18 protein-coding genes are annotated in these 23,215 nt (G+C 52.0%); 16 read left to right on the top strand and 2 right to left on the bottom strand.

Annotated features, from left to right (window positions below; all coding sequences use genetic code 11):
• The first annotated feature begins 5 nt into the window (after window positions 1-5).
• The 10 genes from L103DPR2_RS08740 (at window position 6) to L103DPR2_RS08785 (ending at window position 13,697) form a co-directional block, all read left to right on the top strand.
• Window positions 6-1,451, top strand: a complete 1,446-nt coding sequence (locus L103DPR2_RS08740; RefSeq protein ID WP_055360739.1) for an ABC transporter permease — start codon at window positions 6-8, stop codon at window positions 1,449-1,451.
• A complete protein-coding gene (locus tag L103DPR2_RS08745) occupies window positions 1,448-3,283 on the top strand; it encodes an ABC transporter ATP-binding protein (protein ID WP_055360740.1) in 1,836 nt (611 codons plus the stop codon). Before L103DPR2_RS08740 ends, L103DPR2_RS08745 begins: the two co-directional genes overlap by 4 nt.
• A 179-nt stretch (window positions 3,284-3,462) precedes the next feature.
• The gene (gene rimP, locus L103DPR2_RS08750; RefSeq protein ID WP_055360741.1) at window positions 3,463-4,047 is read left to right on the top strand and encodes a ribosome maturation factor RimP; all 585 of its coding nucleotides are present in this window, start codon (window positions 3,463-3,465) and stop codon (window positions 4,045-4,047) included.
• Window position 4,048: 1 nt separating this feature from the next.
• The gene (gene nusA / locus L103DPR2_RS08755; protein ID WP_055360742.1) at window positions 4,049-5,533 is read left to right on the top strand and encodes a transcription termination factor NusA; all 1,485 of its coding nucleotides are present in this window, start codon (window positions 4,049-4,051) and stop codon (window positions 5,531-5,533) included.
• A 23-nt stretch (window positions 5,534-5,556) separates the two neighbouring features.
• Window positions 5,557-8,502 (top strand): translation initiation factor IF-2, encoded by a 2,946-nt coding sequence (infB, locus tag L103DPR2_RS08760; RefSeq protein WP_055360743.1) that lies wholly within the window; start codon window positions 5,557-5,559, stop codon window positions 8,500-8,502.
• A 24-nt stretch (window positions 8,503-8,526) separates the two neighbouring features.
• On the top strand, window positions 8,527-8,901 hold the full coding sequence (gene rbfA / locus L103DPR2_RS08765; protein WP_055360744.1) for a 30S ribosome-binding factor RbfA: 375 nt from the start codon (window positions 8,527-8,529) through the stop codon (window positions 8,899-8,901).
• A gap of 1 nt (window position 8,902) precedes the next feature.
• On the top strand, window positions 8,903-9,856 hold the full coding sequence (gene truB / locus L103DPR2_RS08770; protein WP_055360745.1) for a tRNA pseudouridine(55) synthase TruB: 954 nt from the start codon (window positions 8,903-8,905) through the stop codon (window positions 9,854-9,856).
• Complete coding sequence (gene typA / locus L103DPR2_RS08775; protein WP_055360746.1) at window positions 9,853-11,676, top strand: translational GTPase TypA; 1,824 nt, start codon at window positions 9,853-9,855, stop codon at window positions 11,674-11,676. Before truB ends, typA begins: the two co-directional genes overlap by 4 nt.
• 73 nt (window positions 11,677-11,749) lie before the next feature.
• On the top strand, window positions 11,750-12,601 hold the full coding sequence (locus L103DPR2_RS08780) for a DMT family transporter (RefSeq protein ID WP_055361948.1): 852 nt from the start codon (window positions 11,750-11,752) through the stop codon (window positions 12,599-12,601).
• Window positions 12,594-13,697, top strand: a complete 1,104-nt coding sequence (locus tag L103DPR2_RS08785; RefSeq protein WP_055360747.1) for an enoyl-CoA hydratase/isomerase family protein — start codon at window positions 12,594-12,596, stop codon at window positions 13,695-13,697. The genes L103DPR2_RS08780 and L103DPR2_RS08785 overlap by 8 nt, the downstream gene beginning before the upstream one ends.
• Window positions 13,698-13,712: 15 nt before the next feature.
• Here the strand turns inward: L103DPR2_RS08785 and smpB are convergent, their stop codons facing one another.
• Window positions 13,713-14,204, bottom strand: coding sequence for an SsrA-binding protein SmpB (smpB, locus tag L103DPR2_RS08790; protein WP_055360748.1), 492 nt, complete (start codon window positions 14,202-14,204; stop codon window positions 13,713-13,715).
• Window positions 14,205-14,316: 112 nt separating this feature from the next.
• Here smpB and L103DPR2_RS08795 point away from each other — a divergent pair, with 112 nt between their 5' ends.
• The 6 genes from L103DPR2_RS08795 (at window position 14,317) to L103DPR2_RS08820 (ending at window position 21,130) form a co-directional block, all read left to right on the top strand.
• Entirely contained in the window at window positions 14,317-14,766 is a 450-nt protein-coding gene (locus tag L103DPR2_RS08795) for a type II toxin-antitoxin system RatA family toxin (protein ID WP_055360749.1), read from the top strand.
• Window positions 14,763-15,116, top strand: coding sequence for an RnfH family protein (locus tag L103DPR2_RS08800; RefSeq protein WP_055360750.1), 354 nt, complete (start codon window positions 14,763-14,765; stop codon window positions 15,114-15,116). Before L103DPR2_RS08795 ends, L103DPR2_RS08800 begins: the two co-directional genes overlap by 4 nt.
• 66 nt (window positions 15,117-15,182) lie before the next feature.
• Window positions 15,183-16,652, top strand: coding sequence for an IMP dehydrogenase (gene guaB / locus L103DPR2_RS08805; RefSeq protein WP_055360751.1), 1,470 nt, complete (start codon window positions 15,183-15,185; stop codon window positions 16,650-16,652).
• 49 nt (window positions 16,653-16,701) lie between these two features.
• Window positions 16,702-18,315 (top strand): glutamine-hydrolyzing GMP synthase, encoded by a 1,614-nt coding sequence (gene guaA / locus L103DPR2_RS08810; RefSeq protein WP_055360752.1) that lies wholly within the window; start codon window positions 16,702-16,704, stop codon window positions 18,313-18,315.
• A gap of 78 nt (window positions 18,316-18,393) precedes the next feature.
• Window positions 18,394-19,875 carry a DUF1800 domain-containing protein gene (locus L103DPR2_RS08815; RefSeq protein ID WP_055360753.1) on the top strand — a complete coding sequence of 494 codons (1,482 nt, stop codon included), beginning with the start codon at window positions 18,394-18,396 and terminating at the stop codon, window positions 19,873-19,875.
• 19 nt (window positions 19,876-19,894) lie between these two features.
• Entirely contained in the window at window positions 19,895-21,130 is a 1,236-nt protein-coding gene (locus L103DPR2_RS08820; RefSeq protein ID WP_055360754.1) for a DUF1501 domain-containing protein, read from the top strand.
• Here the strand turns inward: L103DPR2_RS08820 and L103DPR2_RS08825 are convergent.
• Window positions 21,127-22,863, bottom strand: coding sequence for a tannase/feruloyl esterase family alpha/beta hydrolase (locus L103DPR2_RS08825; RefSeq protein ID WP_082466772.1), 1,737 nt, complete (start codon window positions 22,861-22,863; stop codon window positions 21,127-21,129). The two genes, L103DPR2_RS08820 and L103DPR2_RS08825, sit on opposite strands and share 4 nt — an antisense overlap.
• Between the last annotated feature and the right edge of the window lie 352 nt (window positions 22,864-23,215).

Here is a 23,215-nt window from a genome sequence, read left to right on the forward strand (position 1 = left end):
GCACCATGCAACCTGTATTTTTACTCACCGATTTATTCGTTTATGCCATTTTGCTGTTTGTACTTTGGTACATGTGGCGAGTGCGCTCCGACCGCAATTTAAGGGCCAATTGGCGCTTGGCCATGCAACGCCCCGTCTCCATGGTCAGCAGCATAGTGCTGGGCTTTTTCTTGGTCATTGCTTTGGCCGACTCTGTTCATTACAGAGAAGCATTGCCGGCTTCCACAGGGCAAACAAGCACACAGTATTCCTCTGAGGCCAGCTCTCTTTTAGACAACTTGTTGAAGCCCTTGGCGACAGCACGAGAGCGCAGTTATTCAGAGCCCTTGTCTGCTGTGGCTTTTAGAAAAGAAACCTTTGAGCGCGATGGCGTCTCGGTGCGTGACTATCCGCGCTTGCGATTTGGCGGCAAACATTTGCAAGATCCAGCCTCCGAGCTCTCTGCAGATGTCTCGCGCAAATCGTGGACTGCACTGGGATTGGGGGCGGCCATCGTTGTGAGTTTGATGTTGCTGGGATTAGCTCTTGCAATGGCTCAAACAGGTCAATCTTTCTCTGTCGTTTTGACGCGCTTTCGAAATGGCCAAACCCTCTGGCCTTGGCGATCCATGACCATCACGTTTGCGGTTCTGGTCATGTCAATAACGTGGGTTGTGATGCTGTCGCAGGGCTACCATGTTTTTGGCACTGACAGAACAGGCAACTCTGTTTTGGTGTTTGCATTGAAAAGCGTCAGGACGGCTTTGGTCATAGGCGGCCTCACCACGCTCGTCGTACTGCCCTTGGCATTGCTACTCGGCGTCACTGCGGGTTATTTACGGGGCTGGGTGGATGAAGCGATTCAATACCTGTACACCTTGCTGGCATCCATTCCGGATGTGCTGCTGATTGCTGCATCCGTTTTGTTGTTGCAAGTGTTCATCGACAAGAATCAAGGTGTTTTTGAAACCTCACTCGAACGCGCTGACGCACGTTTGTTCTTCTTGTGTTTAATCTTGGGCATCACATCCTTCACAGGTTTATGCCGCTTGGTTCGCGGTGAAACCTTGAAATTGCGAGAGTTGGAGTACATCCAGTCGGCACGTGCTTTTGGCGTTTCAACACCCCGAGTTCTTTGGCGGCACATTGTTCCCAACTTGATGCATTTGGTGCTGATCAATACGGTGATGCAATTTTCAAGTTTTGTATTGGCTGAGGCCGTTCTGTCTTACGTCGGTGTTGGCGTCGATCCTAAGACGGCAAGTTTTGGCGTCATGATCAACACAGCGCGTGCTGAGTTGGCCGCGACGCCTTTGGTTTGGTGGACCTTGGCCACCGCATTTGGGTTCATGTTTCTGATTGTGCTCAGTGCCAATTTGTTGGCCGATGCAGTTCGGGATGCTTTTGACCCCCGAACCCGTTTACGCAGTGCCAGTTCCGTGGCGAACACAACGCAAGAGGTGGCCGCATGAGTCAGCAGTTGAACGTTCAGAATCTTGTGGTCGACTTGCAAACCGAGCAAGGCATGGCGAGGGCCGTCGATGCCCTTCATTTAACCTTGCAAAAAGGTCAAACTTTTGCTTTGGTCGGTGAGTCGGGTTGTGGCAAGTCGATGACAGCGTTGTCTTTGCTGCGCTTGTTGCCCGACAACGCGGTCATTCAAAACGGCAAAGTCAATTTGAACGATGTCGATGTTTTTGACCTGAGTGAAAAACAAATGCGTTCCATCCGCGGACGCCGCATTTCCATCATTTTCCAAGAGCCCTCCACCAGTTTGAATCCCGTGATGACTGTGGGTGATCAAATTTTGGAAGTGATCTTTCAGCACACCGACCTCCAAGCAGAACAGGCTCGAAAGAGGGCCATCGAGTGGCTTCAAAAAGTAGGCTTGCCAGAACCCGAACGGAGAATGGGCAGTTACCCATTTGAATTGTCGGGCGGACAATTGCAGCGAGTGATGATTGCCATTGCCCTGGCCGCTGAACCCGATCTTTTGATTGCGGATGAACCCACCACCGCTTTGGATGTCACCATTCAGGCGCAAATTTTGGACTTGCTCAAGAGCCTTCAACAAGAACGTGGCATGGCCATGCTCTTGATTACCCATGACCTGGCCGTTGTCAGTGGCATGGCTGATCAAGTGGCCTTGATGTACGCGGGACAAATTGTGGAGGTGGCCTCTGCCGCTGACTTCTTTGTCCGTCCCTCGCACCCTTATGCCAAATTGTTGTTGCAAGCTTTGCCAGGTGAAGATTTGAGAGGTCGTCAATTGGCAGCCATTCATGGCACGGTGCCGCCTCTGACGCAAACCTTCACAGGTTGCCGCTTTGCGCCACGTTGTCCCTACCAAACTGAAGTTTGTACAGACAAAGCTGTCGCTATGACCGCCTTGTCTGATACGCACAATGTTCGCTGTGTTCGGGTGCATGATGCCAGTTTGCAGTCTTTGAGTTTGCCTCCTTTGTTGGAGCGAGCCCAAGCGACCTCTTTGGACCACGCCGTGTTGCTGTCTGTCAAGAATTTGTCGGTGACTTATTCAATGGGCGGTGGCGTTTTGGGTGGCAAAAAAACTTTCCAAGCAGTGAAGGGCGTTAGTTTTGACATCCAAAGGGGGCAGACCTTGGCGTTGGTGGGGGAGTCTGGCTGTGGCAAGACCACCATCGGTAAATCCTTGCTGCAATTGTTGACACCACAGACCCAAGTGACGGGACAAGCCATCTTGCAAGGACAAGACCTGTTTCAACTCAAGGGACAGGCATTGCAAGCTTCCCGCAAGCAAATGCAAATCATTTTCCAGAACCCATTTGCTTCACTGAATCCCCGCATGCGTGTTCAGGAAATTCTGGAGGAGGGCATGAAGAGTCTTCACCCCGAATGGTCGGTGGACCAACGAAAAGCAGACTTGAAGATTCTGATGGATCAAGTGGGCTTGCGAGCAGATGCTCTGGACCGATACCCCCACGAGTTTTCTGGCGGGCAACGCCAACGCATTGCCATTGCTCGCGCTCTGGCTGTCAAGCCCAGCCTGATTGTCTGTGATGAGCCAACTTCTGCTTTGGATGTCTCTGTGCAGGCCCAAATTTTGAATTTGCTGCGTGAATTGCAGGACCATTTGGGCGTGAGCTATTTGTTTGTCACACACAACATTGGGGTGGTCGCCTATTTGGCTGACCGTGTTGCCGTGATGCATGCTGGTGAAATGGTCGAAATGGGGGATGCTTCTCAAATTTTGAACAATCCACAGCATGCCTACACAAAATCCTTGCTTTCAGCCGTGCCGCAACTCAACACGGCACTGTCTTAAATTGGCGCTTTTTTCCAACAAAATCGTTCCAAATCAAGGATTTATGGATTAGAATGCGAGCTTCACGACCAAACGGGCGGGTTTTCACCGCCCGTTTTTTTTGGTCGATCGATTAATGAGCAGGGTAATTACCTGTCATTTTTCAAGTCCTGAAACCTGAATGAAAAGACTGATTTCGCGTGGCATTGCAGCAGATTGTTGAAGAAACAGTAACCGGACTGGGTTACGAGCTGGTAGAGATTGAACGCTCTGCCGGAGGCCTTGTGCGCATCACCATCGACAACATCTGGGCAGAAGGCGTTGACCGAATGGACATTCCCTTTGTCACGGTGGAAGACTGCGAAAAAGTAAACAGGCAATTGATGTTTGCTTTGGAAGTTGACGGTGTTGAATATCGCCGTCTTGAAGTGTCTTCCCCCGGCATTGACCGTCCATTGCGAAATGACCGCGATTTGGCTCGCTTTGAAGGTGAGTTGATTGACATCACCCTGAAGGCCCCCATGGGCGAAGCTGCGGCTGGATTGGTCAACGCTTTGCGCAAAAAGTTTCGGGGCACCTTGGAAAAAGCAGATGCCGAGAACACATGGCAAATTGTGTGGTCCGATGCGCCAGAGCCCAAGCCTGGTGCGCGTGTCAGTAAAAAGAGACCGCCAGTTCCCATGCAAGTGCTGGGTTTCAGGTTAGACGAATTAAGAGAGGCGCGTCTTGCGCCAGTGGTTGATTTCAAGGGCCGTAAGCCCAAAATAGACTTAGGAGAGAATTAACATGAATCGCGAACTGTTGATGCTGGTTGAAGCTATCTCACGTGAAAAGAACGTGGAGCGTGACATCGTGTTCGGTGCTGTGGAGTCTGCATTGGCCCAAGCCACCAAAAAACTTTACGAAGGCGATGTGGACATTCGTGTTGCCATTGACCGCGACAGCGGCAATTACGAAACCTTCCGCCGCTGGCACGTGGTGCCTGATGAAGCGGGTTTGCAGTTGCCTGATCAAGAAATTCTCTTGTTTGAAGCACTCGAGCAAATTCCTGACATCGAAGTTGATGAATACATCGAAGAGAGCGTCGAGTCTTTGCCCATTGGCCGCATTGGTGCCATGGCCGCCAAACAAGTCATCTTGCAAAAGATCCGTGACGCTGAGCGCGAGATGTTGCTCAACGAATTCATGGCACGCGGCGAAAAAATCTTGGTCGGTACTGTGAAGCGCATGGACAAGGGCGACATCATTGTCGAGTCTGGCCGTGTTGAAGGTCGTTTGCGTCGCAGCGAAATGATCCCCAAGGAAAATTTGCGAAATGGCGACCGCGTTCGCGCCATGATCATGGAAGTGGACCTGACTTTGCGTGGTGCGCCCATCATTTTGTCGCGTTCATCACCCGAGTTCATGATTGAATTGTTCCGTCAAGAAGTTCCCGAAATTGAACAGGGCCTTCTTGAAATCAAATCTTGCGCCCGTGACCCAGGCTCTCGCGCCAAAATTGCCGTGTTGTCTCACGACAAACGTGTTGACCCTATTGGCACTTGCGTGGGCGTTCGCGGTACACGCGTCAATGGCGTGACCAACGAATTGGCGGGTGAGCGTGTTGACATTGTTTTGTGGAGTGAAGACCCCGCACAATTCGTCATTGGTGCTTTGGCACCGGCCAACGTTCAGTCCATTGTGGTGGACGAAGAAAAGCACGCCATGGATGTGGTGGTTGATGAAGAAAACTTGGCCATTGCCATTGGCCGTGGCGGTCAAAACGTCCGATTGGCTTCCGACCTCACCGGTTGGAAAATCAACATCATGGATGCTGCAGAGTCTGCTCAAAAGCAAGCCGAAGAGACAACGGGCATTCGCGCTTTGTTCATGGACAAACTTGATGTGGACCAAGAAATTGCCGACATCTTGATCGAAGAAGGTTTCACCAGCTTGGAAGAAGTGGCCTACGTGCCCTTGCAAGAAATGTTGGAAATTGAAAGCTTTGACGAAGACACGGTCAACGAACTTCGTTCACGTGCCAAAGATGCCTTGCTCACACTTGAAATTGCACGCGAAGAAAGCGTGGAAGACGTCTCGCAAGATTTGCGTGACCTCGAGGGTTTAACACCCGACCTCATTGCCAAATTGGTTGAGGCAGGCGTTCACACTCGCGACGACTTGGCCGATTTGGCCACCGACGAACTCACTGACATCACCGGACAAACCGATGGTGAAGCCACCGCCCTGATCATGAAAGCCCGTGAACATTGGTTCACTGGTCAGGCCTAAATTCAAGGAGGCAAGAACCCCATATGTCCAGTAATACCGTCGCCGAGTTCGCCAGCGAACTCAAAAAATCACCCGACACTTTGCTTGAGCAATTGCGCTCTGCAGGTGTCAACAAGTCAGCGCCATCCGATGCGTTGACTGAAACAGACAAGCAAAAGCTTCTGAGTTATTTGCAAGCGAGCCATGGCACCGCCACAGGTGAGCGTAAAAAAATCACCTTGGTTAAAAAATCAACCAGTGAAATCAAACAGGCTGATTCAACAGGTAAAGCGCGCACCATCCAAGTTGAAGTTCGCAAAAAACGCACGTTCATCAAACGCGATGACGAATTAGAAACTGAACAAACGCCCGCAGCTGCAGAGCCAGCTGCACCCTTGATCGATCATGCTGAATTGGCGCGCCGTGAAGAAGAAGCACGCAGCCAAGCCGAATTGCTTCGTCGACAAGAGGAAGCGCTTGCAGAAAAGCGGATCGAGCGCGAGGCCAAAGAACAGGCCAAACGCTTAGCAGCGCAAGCTCTAGAAGCCGAATTGGCTGCTAACGCAGCTCAAAAAACGCCCGAAGAAACTGCCGCAGAGGCTGCAGCCATTCGCAGCGCCAAAGCTGCAGCCGCTCAACATGAAGCTGACAGTATCAACGCAGCCTCTAAACCCGTTGACCCCAGCATTGCACAATCTGCTGAGGCCGAACGTGTGAATGCTGAAGCAGTCAAATTGTCTGAAAAAGCAGCGCAGAAAAAAGCCGCTGAAGATCAGGCAGAGCTCGAAGCCAAAGCCGTTGTGGCTGATGAAGCTGCACGCGAACGTGATTTGAACTTGCGCCGTAACAAAGCATTGGCGGAGGCGGAAGCCATTCGCGCCATGATGAGTGGTCCGGCCAAAAAAGCCCCAGTCAAAGAAGAACCCAAAGCGGATCCCAAAGCCGCAAAAGGCACTTTGCACAAACCGGCTCAGGTCGCAGGTGCTACCGCCAAACGCGCGCCTGCTTCGACGGATGCCAAAGATGCGGCGCCTGGTGGTAACAAAGAAATTAAATCAGCCAAGCTTTCTTCAAGCTGGGCTGGTGATCCAGCGACCAAAAAGAAAGCCATCCCAACGCGTGGCGACACCAGTGGTGGTGTTGGCCGCAACAACTGGCGCGGCGGACCTAAAAACCGTCGTGGCAATGACCGTGATCGTGAAGAACACACCCAAGCAGCACCCGTCGAGGCGCGCGTTATTGAGGTGCACGTGCCCGAAACCATCACAGTGGCTGAGTTGGCGCACAAGATGGCCATCAAGGCCTCTGAAGTTATCAAACAATTGATGAAACTAGGCCAGATGGTCACCATCAATCAGCCTTTGGACCAAGACACCGCCATGATTGTGGTGGAAGAGCTGGGCCACAAAGCTGTCATTGCTGCGCTTGACGATCCAGAAGCATTTACCGACGAGGAAGTGTCACAAAGCGATGCGCCTTTGTTGTCACGTGCCCCAGTGGTGACAGTGATGGGTCACGTTGACCACGGTAAAACGTCTCTGCTGGACTACATCCGCCGAGCCAAAGTGGCTTCTGGCGAAGCAGGGGGTATCACGCAACACATTGGTGCTTATCACGTTGAAACTGCCCGTGGCATGGTGTCCTTCTTGGACACGCCAGGTCACGAGGCCTTCACGGCCATGCGTGCACGTGGTGCTCAAGCGACCGACATTGTGATCTTGGTTGTTGCCGCTGATGACGGTGTGATGCCACAAACCAAAGAAGCGATCAAGCACGCCAAAGCAGCGGGTGTACCGATTGTTGTGGCCATTAATAAGATCGACAAACCTGATGCCAACCTCGACCGCGTGAAGGGTGAGTTGGTTGCCGAAGAAGTGGTGCCTGAAGAATTCGGTGGCGATTCACCCTTCGTAGGCGTGTCCGCTAAAACCGGTGCCGGCATTGACGAATTGCTCGAACAAGTCCTCTTGCAAGCTGAAGTGCTTGAGTTGAAAGCGCCGGTTGATGCAGCCGCCAAAGGCTTGGTCATTGAAGCGCGTTTGGACAAAGGGCGTGGTCCTGTGGCCACCGTTCTGGTTCAATCGGGTACTTTGTCTACTGGCGACGTGGTGTTGGCAGGTCAAACATTTGGCCGTGTTCGCGCCATGTTGGACGAAAACGGAAAGCCCATCAAAACTGCGGGCCCTTCCATCCCTGTCGAAATTCAGGGTCTGACGGAAGTACCGCAAGCAGGTGACGAATTCATGGTTCTCAGCGACGAACGTCGAGCTCGTGAAATTGCCACTTACCGCGCTGGTAAGTTCCGCAACACCAAGCTGGCCAAGCAGCAAGCCGCCAAGTTGGAAAACATGTTCAGCGACATGAGTGCTGGCGAAGTCAAAACTTTGCCCATCATTGTCAAAGCCGACGTACAAGGTTCGCAAGAAGCCTTGGCCGCTTCATTGCTCAAACTGTCAACCGACGAGATCAAGGTTCAATTGGTTTACGCAGCTGTGGGGGGTATCAGCGAGTCCGACATCAACTTGGCCATTGCGTCCAAAGCGGTGGTCATTGGCTTCAACGTGCGAGCCGATGCCGGCGCGCGCAAACAAGCCGAAGGCAATGGTGTCAGCATTCATTACTACAACATCATTTATGACGCTGTCGATGAATTGAAAGCCGCCATGTCTGGCATGTTGGCCCCCGAGCAGAAGGAAGAAGTCATTGGTATGGCCGAAATCCGCACAGTGTTCGTGGCTTCCAAAATTGGTACGGTGGCAGGTTGTATGGTTACCAATGGTCAAGTTACGCGCTCTTCCAAATTCCGTTTGTTGCGCGACAACGTGGTCATTTACACCGGCGACATCGACTCCCTCAAACGCCTCAAAGACGACGTTCGCGAAGTCAAAGAAGGTTTCGAGTGCGGTATCAAACTCAAAAACTACAACGACATTGCAGTGGGCGACCAACTGGAATTCTTTGAAGTTAAAGAGATTGCACGTACGCTCTAATCACAGAACCAGGTCCATCCGTTCATGGCACGCAAACCGACTAGCTCAGCCCACCGCGGATTTCGCGTGGCCGACCAGATCCAACGTGATCTGTCGGAGCTGATCGCGCGCGAGCTGAAAGATCCGCGTGTGGGCATGGTCACTTTGAATGCGGTGGAAGTTACGCCTGACTACGCACATGCCAAGGTGTTTTTCAGCTTGATTACGGGCAAGCCAGAAGAAGCGACAGCAGGTTTAAACGCTGCCGCAGGTTTCTTGCGCAATGGTTTGTTCAAGCGTTTGCAAATTCACACAGTTCCCACGCTTCATTTCATTTTTGATCGCACCACTGAGCGTGCATCCGACATGAATGCCTTGATCTCCAAGGCCGTCGCTTCACGTTCAAAGGACGAGGAGTGATATGAACGCGCCACGCACCAGGGTGCAACGGCGCCCTGTGCATGGGGTGCTGTTGTTAGACAAGCCATACGGTATGTCCAGTAACGATGCTTTGCAAAAAGCCAAGTGGTTGCTGCGCGCCGAAAAGGCAGGGCACACAGGTACCTTGGATCCTTTGGCCACGGGTGTTTTACCTTTGTGTTTTGGTGCAGCCACCAAGTTCAGCCAGCTGCACTTGGATGCAGATAAGTCTTACGAAGCCATTGTTGTTTTGGGTGTCCAAACCAGCACGGGTGATTTGGAAGGTGAAGTGGTTTCTGAAATGCCTGTGAGCTTCACAGCGGATCAACTTCAACAAGTGCAAACCAAGTTCACTGGGCCGATTGATCAAATTCCACCCATGTACAGCGCCTTGAAAAAGGATGGCAAAGCTTTGTATGACTACGCTCGTGCAGGCATTGAAGTGGAACGAGAAGCTCGCCACATCGTGATCCATGCTTTGGCATTGGAAGAAGTTGCGCCCGAGAATGACCACCGACGATTGAAAGTCACAGTGACTTGCAGCAAGGGAACCTACATTCGCACCTTGGGTGAAGACATTGCCATTGCCTTAGGAACATGTGGACACCTTAGTTCTTTGCGGCGCATTCAAACGGGTCCGTTTGTAGAAGCTGAATGCATCAGCATTCAAGCGCTAGAAGCTTTGCCTGAAGCAGAGCGTGAAATGAAATTGTTAGCTGTCGATGCCTTGCTCGATGGTCATACCCCTGTCACCTTGCCCCCAGATGATGCGGGCAGATTCTTAAGCGGCGTGCGCCGTCGTGGCGATTGGCCCGACAACCTGCATGTTGCTGTGTACGGCGATTCACCGCGCGCGCTCTTGGGCACTGCGCACGTGAAAGCTGGTGAACTGATTCCGGGGCGCTTATTAAGCCCCCTAGAAATTCAATCAATTTTGGAGAAGGCCTTAGCATGAGTAGACAAATTCGTAACATCGCGATCATCGCCCACGTTGACCACGGTAAAACCACCATGGTTGACCAACTGCTGCGTCAGTCTGGCACATTTGCCGAACACGAAAAAGTGGTCGACACCGTCATGGACAACAACGCCATTGAGCGTGAACGTGGCATTACCATCTTGGCCAAAAACTGTGCCGTCAGCTGGGAAGGTACGCACATCAACATCGTTGACACCCCAGGCCACGCGGATTTTGGTGGTGAAGTGGAGCGCGCATTGTCCATGGTGGACGGCGTGGTCTTGCTGATTGACGCGCAAGAAGGTCCTATGCCCCAAACGCGTTTCGTGACCAAGAAGGCTTTGGCCTTGGGCTTGAAGCCCATCGTGGTTGTGAACAAAGTAGACAAGCCCGGTGCGAACCCAGACAAAGTGGTCAATCAAGCTTTTGACTTGTTTGACAAATTGGGCGCAACAGACGAACAACTCGACTTCCCCGTGGTGTATGCCTCTGGCATCAATGGTTGGACGTCTTTAGAAGAGGGTGCACCAGGTGAGCAGTGGGGCCCTGATATGTCTGCGCTTTTCAACACGGTGTTGAAGCACGTGCCCGCACAAGCAGGTGATCCAGATGCGCCTTTGCAATTGCAAATTTCAGCGCTTGATTTCTCTACCTTTGTGGGACGCATCGGTGTGGGCCGTATCAGCCAAGGCACCATCAAACCCATGATGGATGTGCAAGTGATGGAAGGCCCTGATGGCAATTCCTTCAAAGGCCGCATCAACCAAGTTTTGACCTTCCGTGGCTTGGACCGAGTTCAAGTTACTGAAGCTGGCCCTGGCGACATCGTATTGATCAATGGCATTGCAGACTTGGGCATCGGCGTGACTGTCACTGACCCCGTCAATCCTGCACCACTGCCAATGCTGAAGATCGACGAGCCCACGTTGACAATGAATTTCTGTGTCAACACCAGCCCCTTGGCCGGTCGCGAAGGTAAGTACGTTACGAGCCGTCAAATTTGGGATCGTCTACAAAAAGAACTGCAACACAACGTAGCGCTGCGCGTGAAGGAAACCGACGAAGAAGGCGTGTTTGACGTAGCAGGTCGCGGCGAATTGCACTTGACCATCTTGTTGGAAAACATGCGCCGCGAAGGTTATGAGTTGGCTGTTTCAAAGCCACGCGTTGTGTTCCGCGACATTGATGGTGTTCGTCACGAGCCAATCGAATTGGTCACAGCCGACATTGAAGAAACACACCAAGGCGGCGTCATGCAAGCCTTGGGCGAGCGCAAAGGCGAATTGGTCAACATGGAACCCGATGGCCGCGGCCGTGTGCGTTTGGAATATCGCATTCCTGCTCGTGGTTTGATTGGCTTCACCAACGAATTCTTGAACTTGACACGTGGCTCCGGTTTGATTTCCAACATCTTTGACAGCTACGAACCTCACAAAGGTGAAATTGGTGGTCGTAAAAATGGCGTGCTGATTTCAATGGACGATGGTGAAATCTTCACCTACGCCTTGGGCAAATTGGACGACCGAGGCCGCATGTTTGTGAAGGCCAATGACCCTGTGTACGAAGGCATGATTGTGGGCATCCACAGCCGTGACAACGACTTGGTGGTCAACGCCACACGTACCAAGCAACTGACCAACTTCCGCGTGTCTGGCAAAGAAGACGCCATCAAGATCACACCGCCCATCGACCTGACGTTGGAATACGGCGTTGAGTTCATTGACGATGACGAATTGGTGGAAATCACACCGAAGAGCGTTCGTCTGCGTAAACGTTTCTTGAAAGAGCACGAGCGTAAGAAAGCTGGTCGCGCGTAATTTGCGACCGGTTGCTTAAGACTCGTAAGCACCCAAAGTGCTCAAACTCAAACACGGTCACGCAGTTGCCTTGATGGTGCTCGTGACCGCTTTGTGGTCAATCGCTGGCGTGGTATCACGCCACTTAGAAAGCGCGCGCGGCTTTGAGATCACTTTTTGGCGGAGTGCTTTCACGGTTCTGGGCTTGACCCTCATCCTGACCCTCTGGCAAGGCGTGGGTGTTTGGAAAAGGCTGCCTTGGCGCAGCCCTTATTTTTGGTTGTCGGGCTTGTGCTGGAGCATCATGTTCACAGCGTTCATGATGGCATTGACACTGACTGCAGTGGCCAATGTCTTGATCACCATGGCTTGTGGTCCCTTGCTGACAGCGCTTGGCTCTTGGCTTTTTATATCTCACCGACTGCCACTGAGAACGTGGTTTGCCATTGCATTCGCAGGTGCTGGTATTGCATTGATGTTTTTCAGCCAACTGCAATTGGGTGATCCCAACTTTCTGATGGGTGCCGCTGTGGCATTGTGTGTTCCGCTTGCAGGCGCTACGCAATGGAACTTGACACAGAAAAGTCAGTCTCAAGGCACGTCCATTGACCTGGTGCCCTCGGTTTTATTAGGGGCCGTGATTTCTTCACTGCTCACATTGCCATTGGCCTGGCCCTTGCAAACGAGCCCTCACGATTTGGGTTTGCTGGCTTTGTTGGGTTTTGTGCAATTGGCCATCCCTTGTACGCTGTCGGTCATTTGTGCCAGATCCTTGAAGGCGCCTGAGGTTTCATTGCTCGCTTTGTTAGAAGTTATTTTTGGCATTGCCTTGGCCTGGTGGGGTGCCAGTGAAGAACCGCACCTGAGTGTGTTGGTGGGTGGCAGCATGGTGATTGCTGCTTTGTTTGGAAATGAATGGTTTGGATGGAGACAACGCAATGTCTGACATGAATGCTGGCATCGCCAGTTCTTTGATCATCAAGGAAGTTACCGGCCGAGTAGGGTGCATCACGCTCAACCGTCCCAAAGCATTGAATGCGCTGTCGCTTGACATGGTTCGCGATTTGACGAAAGCCTTGATAGAGTTCCAGAACAATCCCCAAGTGTTGGCTGTGCTGGTGCGCGGCCACGGCAAAGAAAGTCCCTTCGGACACTTTTGTGCCGGTGGTGATATTCGATTCTTTCACCAGGCAGCTTTGGCTGGCGATAAGAGTCTGGCAGATTTCTTTACAGAAGAATACGCATTGAATCATTTGATTCACACCTATACAAAGCCCTATATCGCATTCATGGACGGTGTTGTGATGGGCGGCGGCATGGGCATCAGCCAAGGTGCCAGCGTTCGAATCGTGACTGACAAAACGCAAATGGCCATGCCCGAAACACACATTGGTTTGTTTCCTGATGTAGGCGGCGGCTATTTCTTAGGTCGTTGTCCTGGTCGGATTGGTGAGTACTTGGGTCTGACTGGTCAAAAAATCAATGGTCTGCAAGCCATTCAGGCCGGTTTGGCAGATGGGTTGATTGAGGTGCAACGCTTGCCTGTACTTTGGAACACCTTGTTGAGCACACCTTTTGAAAGTGGCGAAGCGATTGAGCGATGGATTCAAAGTCAGTTCACCAAATTGGAAACTTCTTCTTTCCCTCATAAGGCTGAGATCGATCAAATTTTTGCGTTGTCTTCGCCTTTAGAAATCAGCTTTGCTTTGGCGCAAGACAATTCTGAATGGGCTCAGCAATCCCTGACCAGTTTGACCAAGGCATCCCCTTTGATGGTGCATGTGGTGTTGGCTCAAATTCGCAAAGCACGCAACATGAGTTTGGCCGATGACTTGCGCATGGAGCGTGATTTGGTTCACCATTGCTTCCACTTGCGAGAACGCAGCGAAACCGTTGAAGGCATTCGTGCCTTGGCCATTGACAAAGATCATCAGCCCCAATGGGCTCACGGGCAGTTGGCCGATGTAGCGCCAACTGAATGGCCTGCGTTTTTTGAGAGTCCCTGGAGTCCAGAGACGCACCCACTGCGCCACCTGAATTAGTCCAAGCTGCCGCCCTTAGCGGTTGCGGCTTTTCATGGCGCGTTCTACCTCGCGCTTGCCTTCGCGGTCTTTGATGGTGTCACGTTTGTCGTGTTCGGCCTTGCCTTTTGCAAGCGCAACTTCGCACTTGATGAAACCCGCCTTCCAATGCAAATTGATGGGCACCAAGGTAAAACCTTTTTGCTCGACCTTGCTGGTGAGGCGATCGATTTCATCTCGTTTAAGCAGTAACTTGCGAGTACGGGCCGCTTCTGGATTGACGTGAGTCGAAGCCGTTTTAAGCGGATTGATCAGGCAACCAATGATGAACATCTCTTTGTTGCGAATGACCACATAGCCATCGGTGAGTTGAACTTTGCCTTCGCGCACGGCTTTCACTTCCCAGCCTTCCAAGACCATGCCGCACTCGTGCCGCTCTTCAAAAAAGTAGTCGAAGGCTGCTTTTTTGTTTTCGGCAATGAGACCTGACTTACCAGATCCTTTGGTTTTTTTGGGTGGCGTGGCCATGACAGTGATAGTAGGAGGGCGTTGGCCCGTCTTGCTTTGGCGCTTGAATTTGCGCTTGATTGAGCAAGGAGCCTCTTAGAGAAATTACAATGTGTCTCAGAAGCCTTATTGTATGAAGAAACTGATCAAATCCGTTTTAATCTGGTACTCGCCAGAGGAAATGTTTCGCCTGGTAACAGATGTCGATCAGTACATGCATTTTTTACCTTGGTGCAATCACTCCAAAGTGTTGGATGTTCAAGGTTTAGAGATGGACGCCGAAGTCGGCATTGGCATGGCTGGCGTCAAACAAATCTTTGTCACGCACAACACCCACATAGAAAACCGCGAAGTTCGAATGAAACTGGTCAAAGGTCCGTTTTCAAATTTAGATGGCACTTGGTCATTTGATCCTGTGGGCGACAACTCTCAACGGGCCTGCAAGGTCACTCTCACTTTGGAATACGGCTTTTCCAGCGCAACCTTGGCGGCTGTGGTGGGCCCCGTGTTTGACAAAATTGCCGCAACTTTGGTGGATGCGTTTGTCAAGCGCGCCGATCAAATCTACGGCACAGTAGCATGATTCAGGTCGACTGCCTGTTCAGTCCCGCGCCCAGGAGGGTGGTGCAAATGTATCTGTCTTTGCCTGAAGGCAGCTTGGTCAAAGATGCCCTTGCGACCTTGCACCAATCACCTGAATGGCTCTCCTACTTAGCCGCCTTGAAGCACCCCCCTGAAATGCCTTTGAAACAAGGAATTTGGGGTCGCATGGTCACCAGCCACCAAGTGCTCAAAGATGGGGATCGCCTTGAAATCTACCGCGCCCTGCAGGTTGACCCTAAATTAGCCCGAAAACAGCGATTTAAGCGCCAGGGCAAGGGCAGAACGGGACTTTTTGCCCGGCGCCGTGTTGGGGCTGTTGCGGGCTATTGAAGCCGACATTTCGGCTTCAAAGCCAGCTTTGACGAGGGTACAATCCTTTTTTTGGAGCCCTCCCTTATGCGCCTGCTCGGTAAAGCCCTCACCTTCGACGATGTGTTGTTGGTGCCTGCCTACTCCCAAGTCCTGCCCAAGGACACATCTCTTGCCACTCAATTCACACGCAAACTGCGATTGAACCTGCCCTTGGTCTCTGCGGCCATGGACACTGTAACCGAAGCACGTTTGGCCATTGCCATCGCCCAAGAAGGCGGCATTGGCATCGTTCACAAGAATCTGACCGCTCAAGAACAGGCAGCCCAGGTTGCCAAAGTCAAACGCTATGAGTCAGGCGTATTGCGCGACCCCGTGGTCATCACACCCGACACCAAAGTCCGCCAGGTCATGGCACTGTCCGATGAACTGGGCGTCTCTGGTTTCCCCGTTTGTGAAGGTGGCAAAGTGGTGGGCATTGTGACGGGACGCGACATGCGCTTCGAAACACGTTACGACCAGCCAGTCAGCGAGATCATGACCAAGCGTGACCGCTTGATCACGGTGCCAGAAGGCACCACGCCAGAAGAAGCCAAAGCGCTTTTGAACAAATACAAATTGGAACGCCTCTTGGTGGTCAACGATGCCTTTGAACTCAAAGGCTTGATCACGGTCAAGGACATCACCAAGCAGTTGAACTTTCCCTTAGCCGCCCGTGATGCCTCGGGTCGTTTGTTGGTTGGTGCAGCCGTTGGCGTTGGTGATGGCACAGAGGCCCGCGTTGAAGCACTGGTCAAAGCGGGTGTGGACGCCATTGTGGTTGACACAGCCCACGGTCACAGCCAAGGCGTGATCGAGCGTGTGCGATGGGTCAAGAAAAATTATCCGCAAATTGAAGTGATTGGCGGCAACATTGCCACTGGTGCTGCGGCCTTGGCGTTGGTCGAAGCGGGTGCAGATGCCGTCAAAGTGGGCATCGGCCCTGGTTCCATTTGCACCACGCGCATTGTGGCCGGTGTGGGTGTGCCACAAGTGATGGCCATCGACAACGTTGCCACTGCCTTGCAAGGCACGGGTGTACCCCTCATTGCAGACGGTGGCATTCGTTACAGCGGCGACATTGCCAAAGCCATTGCTGCAGGTGCCAGCACCGTGATGATGGGCGGCATGTTTGCAGGAACTGAAGAAGCGCCAGGCGAAGTGATTTTGTACCAAGGCCGAAGCTATAAGAGTTATCGCGGCATGGGCAGCATTGGCGCCATGCAACAGGGCAGTGCCGACCGATACTTTCAAGAGTCCAGTACGGGCAATCCCAATGCCGATAAGTTGGTGCCAGAAGGCATTGAGGGACGCGTGCCCTACAAAGGTTCGGTGGTGGCCATTCTGTTCCAAATGGCGGGTGGCTTGCGTGCCAGCATGGGCTACTGTGGATGCCCCACCATTGAAGACATGCGCAACAAGGCAGAGTTTGTCGAAATTACATCGGCCGGAATTCGCGAAAGCCACGTGCATGACGTCCAAATTACCAAAGAAGCCCCCAATTACCGCGCCGATTAATTGAACATTCGTTCACCGCAGATTAGCCCCTTTGAATTGACCCCATTCCATGCAGCATTCCAAAATTCTGATTCTTGACTTTGGCTCCCAAGTCACCCAACTCATCGCACGTCGCGTGCGTGAGGCCCATGTCTTTTGTGAAGTGCATCCTTGCGACGTCACCAGTGAATGGGTCCGTGATTACGCCAAAGATGGCAACTTGAAGGGCATCATTTTGTCCGGCTCACACGCCAGCGTTTATGAAGTCGACGATCGGGCCCCTGATGCAGTGTTTGAGTTGGGCATTCCTGTTCTCGGCATTTGCTACGGCATGCAAACCATGGCGCAACAATTGGGCGGCAAGGTAGAAGCAGGTCACACCCGTGAATTTGGTTATGCCGAAGTGCGTGCGCATGGCCATACCGAATTGCTCAAGGGCATTGAAGACTTTGCCACGGCAGAAGGCCACGGCATGCTCAAGGTTTGGATGAGCCATGGCGACAAAGTAACGCAAATGCCTGAGGGTTTCAAAGTGATGGCCTCTACGCCTGCTTGCCCCATCGCTGGCATGGCCGATGAAGCGCGCCGCTTTTATGCAGTTCAGTTTCACCCAGAGGTGACACACACCGTTCAAGGCCAAGCGCTTTTGAATCGCTTTGTGTTGGACATTTGCAAAGTCCGTCCAGATTGGATCATGGGCAACTACATTGAAGAAGCCGTTGCCAAAATTCGTGAACAAGTGGGCGACGAAGAAGTCATCTTAGGCTTGTCAGGCGGCGTTGATTCCTCAGTGGCAGCTGCCTTGATTCACCGCGCCATTGGCGATCAATTGACGTGTGTCTTTGTGGATCATGGACTCTTGCGCTTGAACGAGGGCGACATGGTCATGGAAATGTTTGAAGGCAAATTGCACGCCCGTGTGATTCGTGTGGACGCAGCCGATTTATTCTTGGGGAAATTGGCAGGCGTTAGTGAGCCAGAGCAAAAACGCAAAATCATTGGTGGATTGTTTGTCGATGTGTTCAAAGACGAAGCTGCCAAATTGAAAGCGGGAACTGGCGGCCACAAAGGCGCGAGCTTCTTGGCACAAGGCACCATTTATCCTGATGTCATCGAATCAGGTGGCGCCAAAAGCAAGAAAGCTGTCACCATCAAGAGCCACCACAACGTGGGTGGCTTGCCAGAGCAATTGGGTCTGAAGCTTCTCGAGCCTCTGCGTGAACTCTTCAAAGACGAAGTGCGCGAGTTAGGTGTGGCACTTGGTTTGCCTCGCGAGATGGTTTATCGCCATCCTTTCCCTGGCCCTGGATTGGGTGTGCGCATCTTGGGTGAAGTTAAAAAAGAGTATGCCGACTTGCTGCGACGCGCAGATGCCATCTTCATTGAAGAGTTACGCAACTTTAAAGACGTATCAGGTAAGTCTTGGTACGACCTAACCAGTCAAGCTTTCACGGTTTTCTTGCCCGTGAAGAGTGTTGGCGTGATGGGCGACGGCCGAACTTACGATTACGTAGTGGCCTTGCGCGCCGTTCAAACATCTGACTTTATGACGGCAGATTGGGCTGAGTTACCGTATGCCTTGCTGAAAAAAGTGTCGGGCCGTATCATCAACGAAGTGCGCGGCATTAACCGTGTCACTTACGACGTGAGCAGCAAGCCACCAGCAACCATTGAGTGGGAATAACATTCAAGCATCATGATTAGATCAACAAGTCTCAAGGGTATCAAGCCGTTGTGGCTTGTTGGATTAACTTGTTGTTTGATGGGTTTGTGGGGATGCGCACAAGGGCCACTTTCACAAATTGATTCTCCCGGCATTTCCGGAAATCTCAAACCCCAAGGCAAAGCGGCTGAGTGGCGCGTCCTCAATCGTTTGAGTTATGGGCCAACACCTGCGTTGTTGGCCGATCTCAAGGCCCATGGTCAACCTAAAGCGTGGGCTTTGAGCCAACTCGATGCAGCTCGCCAAGCCAGTTTAGCGCCTGCCAATCTGCCACCTGATTTGGCGTCCATCAATGCCAGCTTGCCCGCTATTTTTGACGGCGCTAGGCAGGAGCGAGAAGCACGCGCAGCAGTGCCTGCTGGTACGCAAATCAATGAACTGGTCGTGAATGAAAAACGCTTTCAATTCACAGAACCCACCGACCCCTTGTTTTACAACAGAACGCAAGTGAACAAGGCCATTGCGTGGCGTTTGGCAAGTTGCAGCAGCGATGAAATTGAACAGCCCTTGTTGGCCCGAATGACTGAATTCTGGTTCAACCATTTCAACGTTTATCAACAAAAGGGAACGGTGCGTCCCTTTGTGGGGCACTATACCCTCCATGTTGCACGGGCCCATTCATTGGGCAAGTTTGAAGATTTGGTAATGGCCAGTGCAAAACATCCCGCCATGCTCTATTACCTCGACCAGTGGTTCAGTGTCAGTCCGCAAGCGGCGAGGGCAGGACAAAATGCTCGCGGACTGAATGAAAACTATGCGCGTGAGTTGATGGAACTTCATACCCTCGGCGTCAACGGTGGCTATACTCAAAATGACGTGCGAGAGCTGGCCAAGGTTTTGACGGGATGGACCGTTGCGCCCCGCGCTCCCAATGGTTTTCAATTTGTGATGCGTTTGCACGAATCGGGTACCAAAACTGTCATGGGTCAAAGCGTGCCGAGTTCAGCGCAGAAGATGGGTCAACAAGAAGGCGAACAGATCATCCGCTTTTTGGCCAATCACCCCTCTACAGCGCAACGTGTCGCCCAACGGTTGGCTGAATATTTTGTAGCCGATGTACCGCCGCAAGACTTGGTGAAAGCCATGACACAAAAATTCTTGTCTTCGGGGGGGGACATCTACGAAGTGATGAAGGTGATGCTGAACCACGATGCCTTTTGGAATCCTGAGCACAAACTGTACAGAACACCCGTTGATTTTGCGTGCGCCAGTTTGCGCGTTCTCAATGCAGGTCAAGATCGAACCAAGTGGTTACAAGCCTTTGGCTATGCGGCAGTGGCGGGGCAAGGCATTCAAAATTGGCTCACACCGGATGGGTATGCCTTCAACGCTGCGACATGGTTGACCCCAGAAGCGCTGACACGGCGCATTGATTTTTCACTCAACATTGCCAGAAATACACCAGAGCGATCAGACCTCTATGGCTACTTGAGTGACAGCAGTCTTCAGGCTGTCATGAAACAGCCACCAGCACAGAGAATGGGCTTTGTCTTGGGCAGTTCAGAGTTTGTATTCAAGTAGCAAGGGTGGTGCAATTCACATGATGCAAACGCGACGACAAGCCATTTTGCAGTCATTGAGTGCCGGCGCATTTGCGCTACAGGGTCTGCATGCCATGGCCGCAGATGAAGACCCCAAAGGTCGCTTGGTGCTTGTCTTTTTGCGAGGTGCTTACGATGGTCTGTCCATGTTGGTGCCCCATGGCGATCCACGCTACGCGCAAATCAGACCTACCATTGGCATTCCCAAACCCGATGGCTCTCTCCAATCCGCTTTGACATTGGACGACACCTTTAGCTTGCATCCAGCATGTTCTGGACTGCTGCCACTTTGGCAGCAAGGTGTTTTGGCTGCCATCCCTTGCGCCGGATCACCTGACCCAAGTCGTTCGCACTTTGATGCGCAATACCATTGGGAAACTGGCAAGCCTGGTTCTAGTTCACCTTCTGCGGGCTGGCTCAATGTGGTGTCAGGCATGTTGGGGGAGGGTCATGCCCTGCGTGCAATGGGTGTCGGTGAAAGCGGCCCCAAAATTTTGTCAGGTCCTCATTCGGTTCAACTGGTTGGCAATGGCTTATCGGCGACTCGGCCAGGCTACCTTGCAGAATCGAAAACACGCGAAGCCATGCGGCAGTTGTATGCAGGTGATGAGAAGTTGGCCAGTACCATGATGGAGGGGGCGAACAACCGCATGGCCACCGCCGCCATGTTGAAACCAGCCAACATGGTCAATGAACAACAAGCTGCTAACAATGGTGCCGGTTCACCTCAGGGTCTGGCATTGGATGCTAAACACCTTGGGACCCTGATGCGACAAAACAGACAATTGCAGTTGGGTTTCTTGTCATCCGGTGGTTGGGATACCCACATCAACCAAGGCAGCGTCACAGGTCAATTGGCGAACAATTTGTCCAACCTGTCTAATACTTTGTTGCAGCTGCGGGCCGCTTTCAGTGAGCCCAAGGATGTGGTGATCGTGGCCAGTGAGTTTGGTCGCACCTGTGCAGAAAATGGCACGCGCGGAACTGACCATGGTCACGGCAACGTGATGTGGCTCATGGGCAATGGCGTCAAAGGGGGGCGGTGGCATGGTCGCTGGGACGGCTTGGCGGCAGACAAGCTCAACGAGGGCCGAGACCTGCCAGTTCATCACGACTTCAGAGCCGTGTTCGCTCAAGCATTAACGCATTCTGTGGGCGTATCAAAGGGAAAAATTCAGGAAATTTTTCCAACTTATCAATGGGATTCTGCTTTGGATACGTTGTTCAAAAGCTAACGAACACACGCATAACTAGCGGCCAACTCTTTGTCACCCGATTGATATCTGGCAACCAATGGGTAAGGGCAAAGGGGACGCGAACGATGGCTAGGCCAATTGCTCGGGATATCAGGATTGAGACCTCCCGGATTACCAGTGCCTCTGACAGTTGCAAAGATCTGATCAGGTGCTTTCCCGTATTCCACCCAATCCACTAAGGCACTTAGGGCGTCAAATTGGTCAGTCGCGGGACCACCCCGTGAGTGTCCCATGCCTGGGATTGGGAAAAATCTTGCGAAGCGATTCGCTTGCCCGCCATGATGAACATCCAGACCACGGTACCAAGCGGCAGTGTCGTCAATGGAAAAGATAGGGTCAGCTGTACCATGAACAACAATTATTTTTCCACCTCGCTGACGAAGTCTGTCCAATTGAGTCGCGTTGGGAGGGGACATGAAAGACATGCCACTTTCTTTGTAAACATTGTCTGTTGCAAAGATCTTTGGCATTTCTATTTCAAAATTAAAGTTCAGCGCAAAAAGTGCCGCACGCGAGGTGTCCTTTGCCAAAGTCAGGTCTGAAGAGGGTGGGGTGGAGAAAATAAATCCTACTGAAACCGGGTTACGCGCTGTCCGTACTGAGTTTCTAAATTTCCACTCCCCCCATCCCGGATGTGCAATGCCCGGGTCGTAAGGAAAACCTGGATAAAACTGTTCGCCATTGGGCAATTTGACGGGTGCATAAACAGCGTTGATCACATTTTTTTGTTCTGCACTGAGGCACGTACCATCGCGGTTGGCTTTGCAAGTTGGTATATCTCTGTTGAGGTTAAAGGCAGAACGACAAGCTTCTGTATCTTGGACCAAGCCATCCACCATGCCATCAAGTGCATCGCATCGTTCCAAAATGGCGCTGGCAATCAATTGCCTTTCTGCCATCGGCAATGACGATTCATAGTCTGGCAAGCCATTGACGACTCGCGTTGATGCAACAGAATCCCATCGTTTGACATGTGACAAATTGGCAACAGAGGCGCGAGGCATGTAGATGCCTGGTGCGTTGGCCAAAATGCCATCGTAATGCTCTGGATATCGAGACGCTGCAACAAGGGCTTGGCGGCCACCATTCGAAGTACCTGCGATGTAGGAGCGATCAGGCTCTTTGCCGTAAGCTGCTTTGATCAAGGCCTTTGCCATGGGAGTCAAGGAACCAATGGCTTGATAGCCATAGTCTAGGCGAGCTTGTGGGTCACGTCCAAAGAGTGGATTTTGTGACGCATTGTGTCCGGCATCGGAGCTGATGACTGCAAATCCCAGTTGCAGTCCATTGCGTAAGACGCCGCCGCTTCCCAAGGATGCGCCGCCATCGGCTGTCACGATGAACCCATCGGTACCACCATTGGCTTGGTAGAGGAAACGGCCACGCCAATCGATGGGAAGACGCATTTCAAAACCAATGGCATAGGTTTCGCCATCGATTGAACTGATGCGACGGTTCATTTGTCCCGACACCAGACAATGCTCAGAAACGGGCTGTCCAGCGTTGGTGAGGCCCCCCGAGGCAACCATCCGAGCGGACGTGATGGCAGTATGGGGGTAGTTAAATTTGCTTAATTGATCGCACTGGTTTAGTAAAGTTGATGCTGCAGGTTTTAATTGAATCGAAGAATCTCCAGCCTTCAGTAAAGTGCACGCGGACAAAATGGTGCAAGAAAGCACCGTGACGATACTGAATTTGAAAGTCATTTGCATCTTTCATGAAGGAGAACGTGATTGAAGGGCACTCGTTTGGTTCAACCATCATCGTTAATCCGAGTCAGAATTTGGTTTAATGCAGAAAATAACAAGTGGCGGTTTATTTCGGTGTTCAATGTGCGCCATCTTCATTGAAAATAGCACCACAATCCGTAACATTTGCCTGAAAACCACTCAATCGCAACATCGATCAAAACCGTGAACAGAAAAAATGGCAACCCAAAATACACAGCAGCCCAAAATCCGGCCTGCCAGGTAGGACGTGCTTCTTTCAGTTTGTGGCCCATCACAACTTGGGCACGGCGTTTTTCAAGGAATTTCTTCAACATGACTCAGTCCGTCTCTGCGC

Source organism: Limnohabitans sp. 103DPR2 (assembly GCF_001412575.1).
In the GTDB taxonomy this organism is placed as follows: domain Bacteria; phylum Pseudomonadota; class Gammaproteobacteria; order Burkholderiales; family Burkholderiaceae_C; genus Limnohabitans_A.

Coding starts and splice junctions, on each gene's coding strand:
- L103DPR2_RS08740 (WP_055360739.1), top strand. CDS start 6: ATGCAACCTGTATTTTTACTCACCGATTTATTCGTTTATGCCATTTTG.
- L103DPR2_RS08745 (WP_055360740.1), top strand. CDS start 1,448: ATGAGTCAGCAGTTGAACGTTCAGAATCTTGTGGTCGACTTGCAAACC.
- nusA (WP_055360742.1), top strand. CDS start 4,049: ATGAATCGCGAACTGTTGATGCTGGTTGAAGCTATCTCACGTGAAAAG.
- infB (WP_055360743.1), top strand. CDS start 5,557: ATGTCCAGTAATACCGTCGCCGAGTTCGCCAGCGAACTCAAAAAATCA.
- rbfA (WP_055360744.1), top strand. CDS start 8,527: ATGGCACGCAAACCGACTAGCTCAGCCCACCGCGGATTTCGCGTGGCC.
- truB (WP_055360745.1), top strand. CDS start 8,903: ATGAACGCGCCACGCACCAGGGTGCAACGGCGCCCTGTGCATGGGGTG.
- typA (WP_055360746.1), top strand. CDS start 9,853: ATGAGTAGACAAATTCGTAACATCGCGATCATCGCCCACGTTGACCAC.
- L103DPR2_RS08780 (WP_055361948.1), top strand. CDS start 11,750: ATGGTGCTCGTGACCGCTTTGTGGTCAATCGCTGGCGTGGTATCACGC.
- L103DPR2_RS08785 (WP_055360747.1), top strand. CDS start 12,594: ATGTCTGACATGAATGCTGGCATCGCCAGTTCTTTGATCATCAAGGAA.
- smpB (WP_055360748.1), bottom strand. CDS start 14,204: ATGGCCACGCCACCCAAAAAAACCAAAGGATCTGGTAAGTCAGGTCTC.
- L103DPR2_RS08795 (WP_055360749.1), top strand. CDS start 14,317: ATGAAGAAACTGATCAAATCCGTTTTAATCTGGTACTCGCCAGAGGAA.
- L103DPR2_RS08800 (WP_055360750.1), top strand. CDS start 14,763: ATGATTCAGGTCGACTGCCTGTTCAGTCCCGCGCCCAGGAGGGTGGTG.
- guaB (WP_055360751.1), top strand. CDS start 15,183: ATGCGCCTGCTCGGTAAAGCCCTCACCTTCGACGATGTGTTGTTGGTG.
- guaA (WP_055360752.1), top strand. CDS start 16,702: ATGCAGCATTCCAAAATTCTGATTCTTGACTTTGGCTCCCAAGTCACC.
- L103DPR2_RS08815 (WP_055360753.1), top strand. CDS start 18,394: ATGGGTTTGTGGGGATGCGCACAAGGGCCACTTTCACAAATTGATTCT.
- L103DPR2_RS08820 (WP_055360754.1), top strand. CDS start 19,895: ATGATGCAAACGCGACGACAAGCCATTTTGCAGTCATTGAGTGCCGGC.
- L103DPR2_RS08825 (WP_082466772.1), bottom strand. CDS start 22,863: ATGCAAATGACTTTCAAATTCAGTATCGTCACGGTGCTTTCTTGCACC.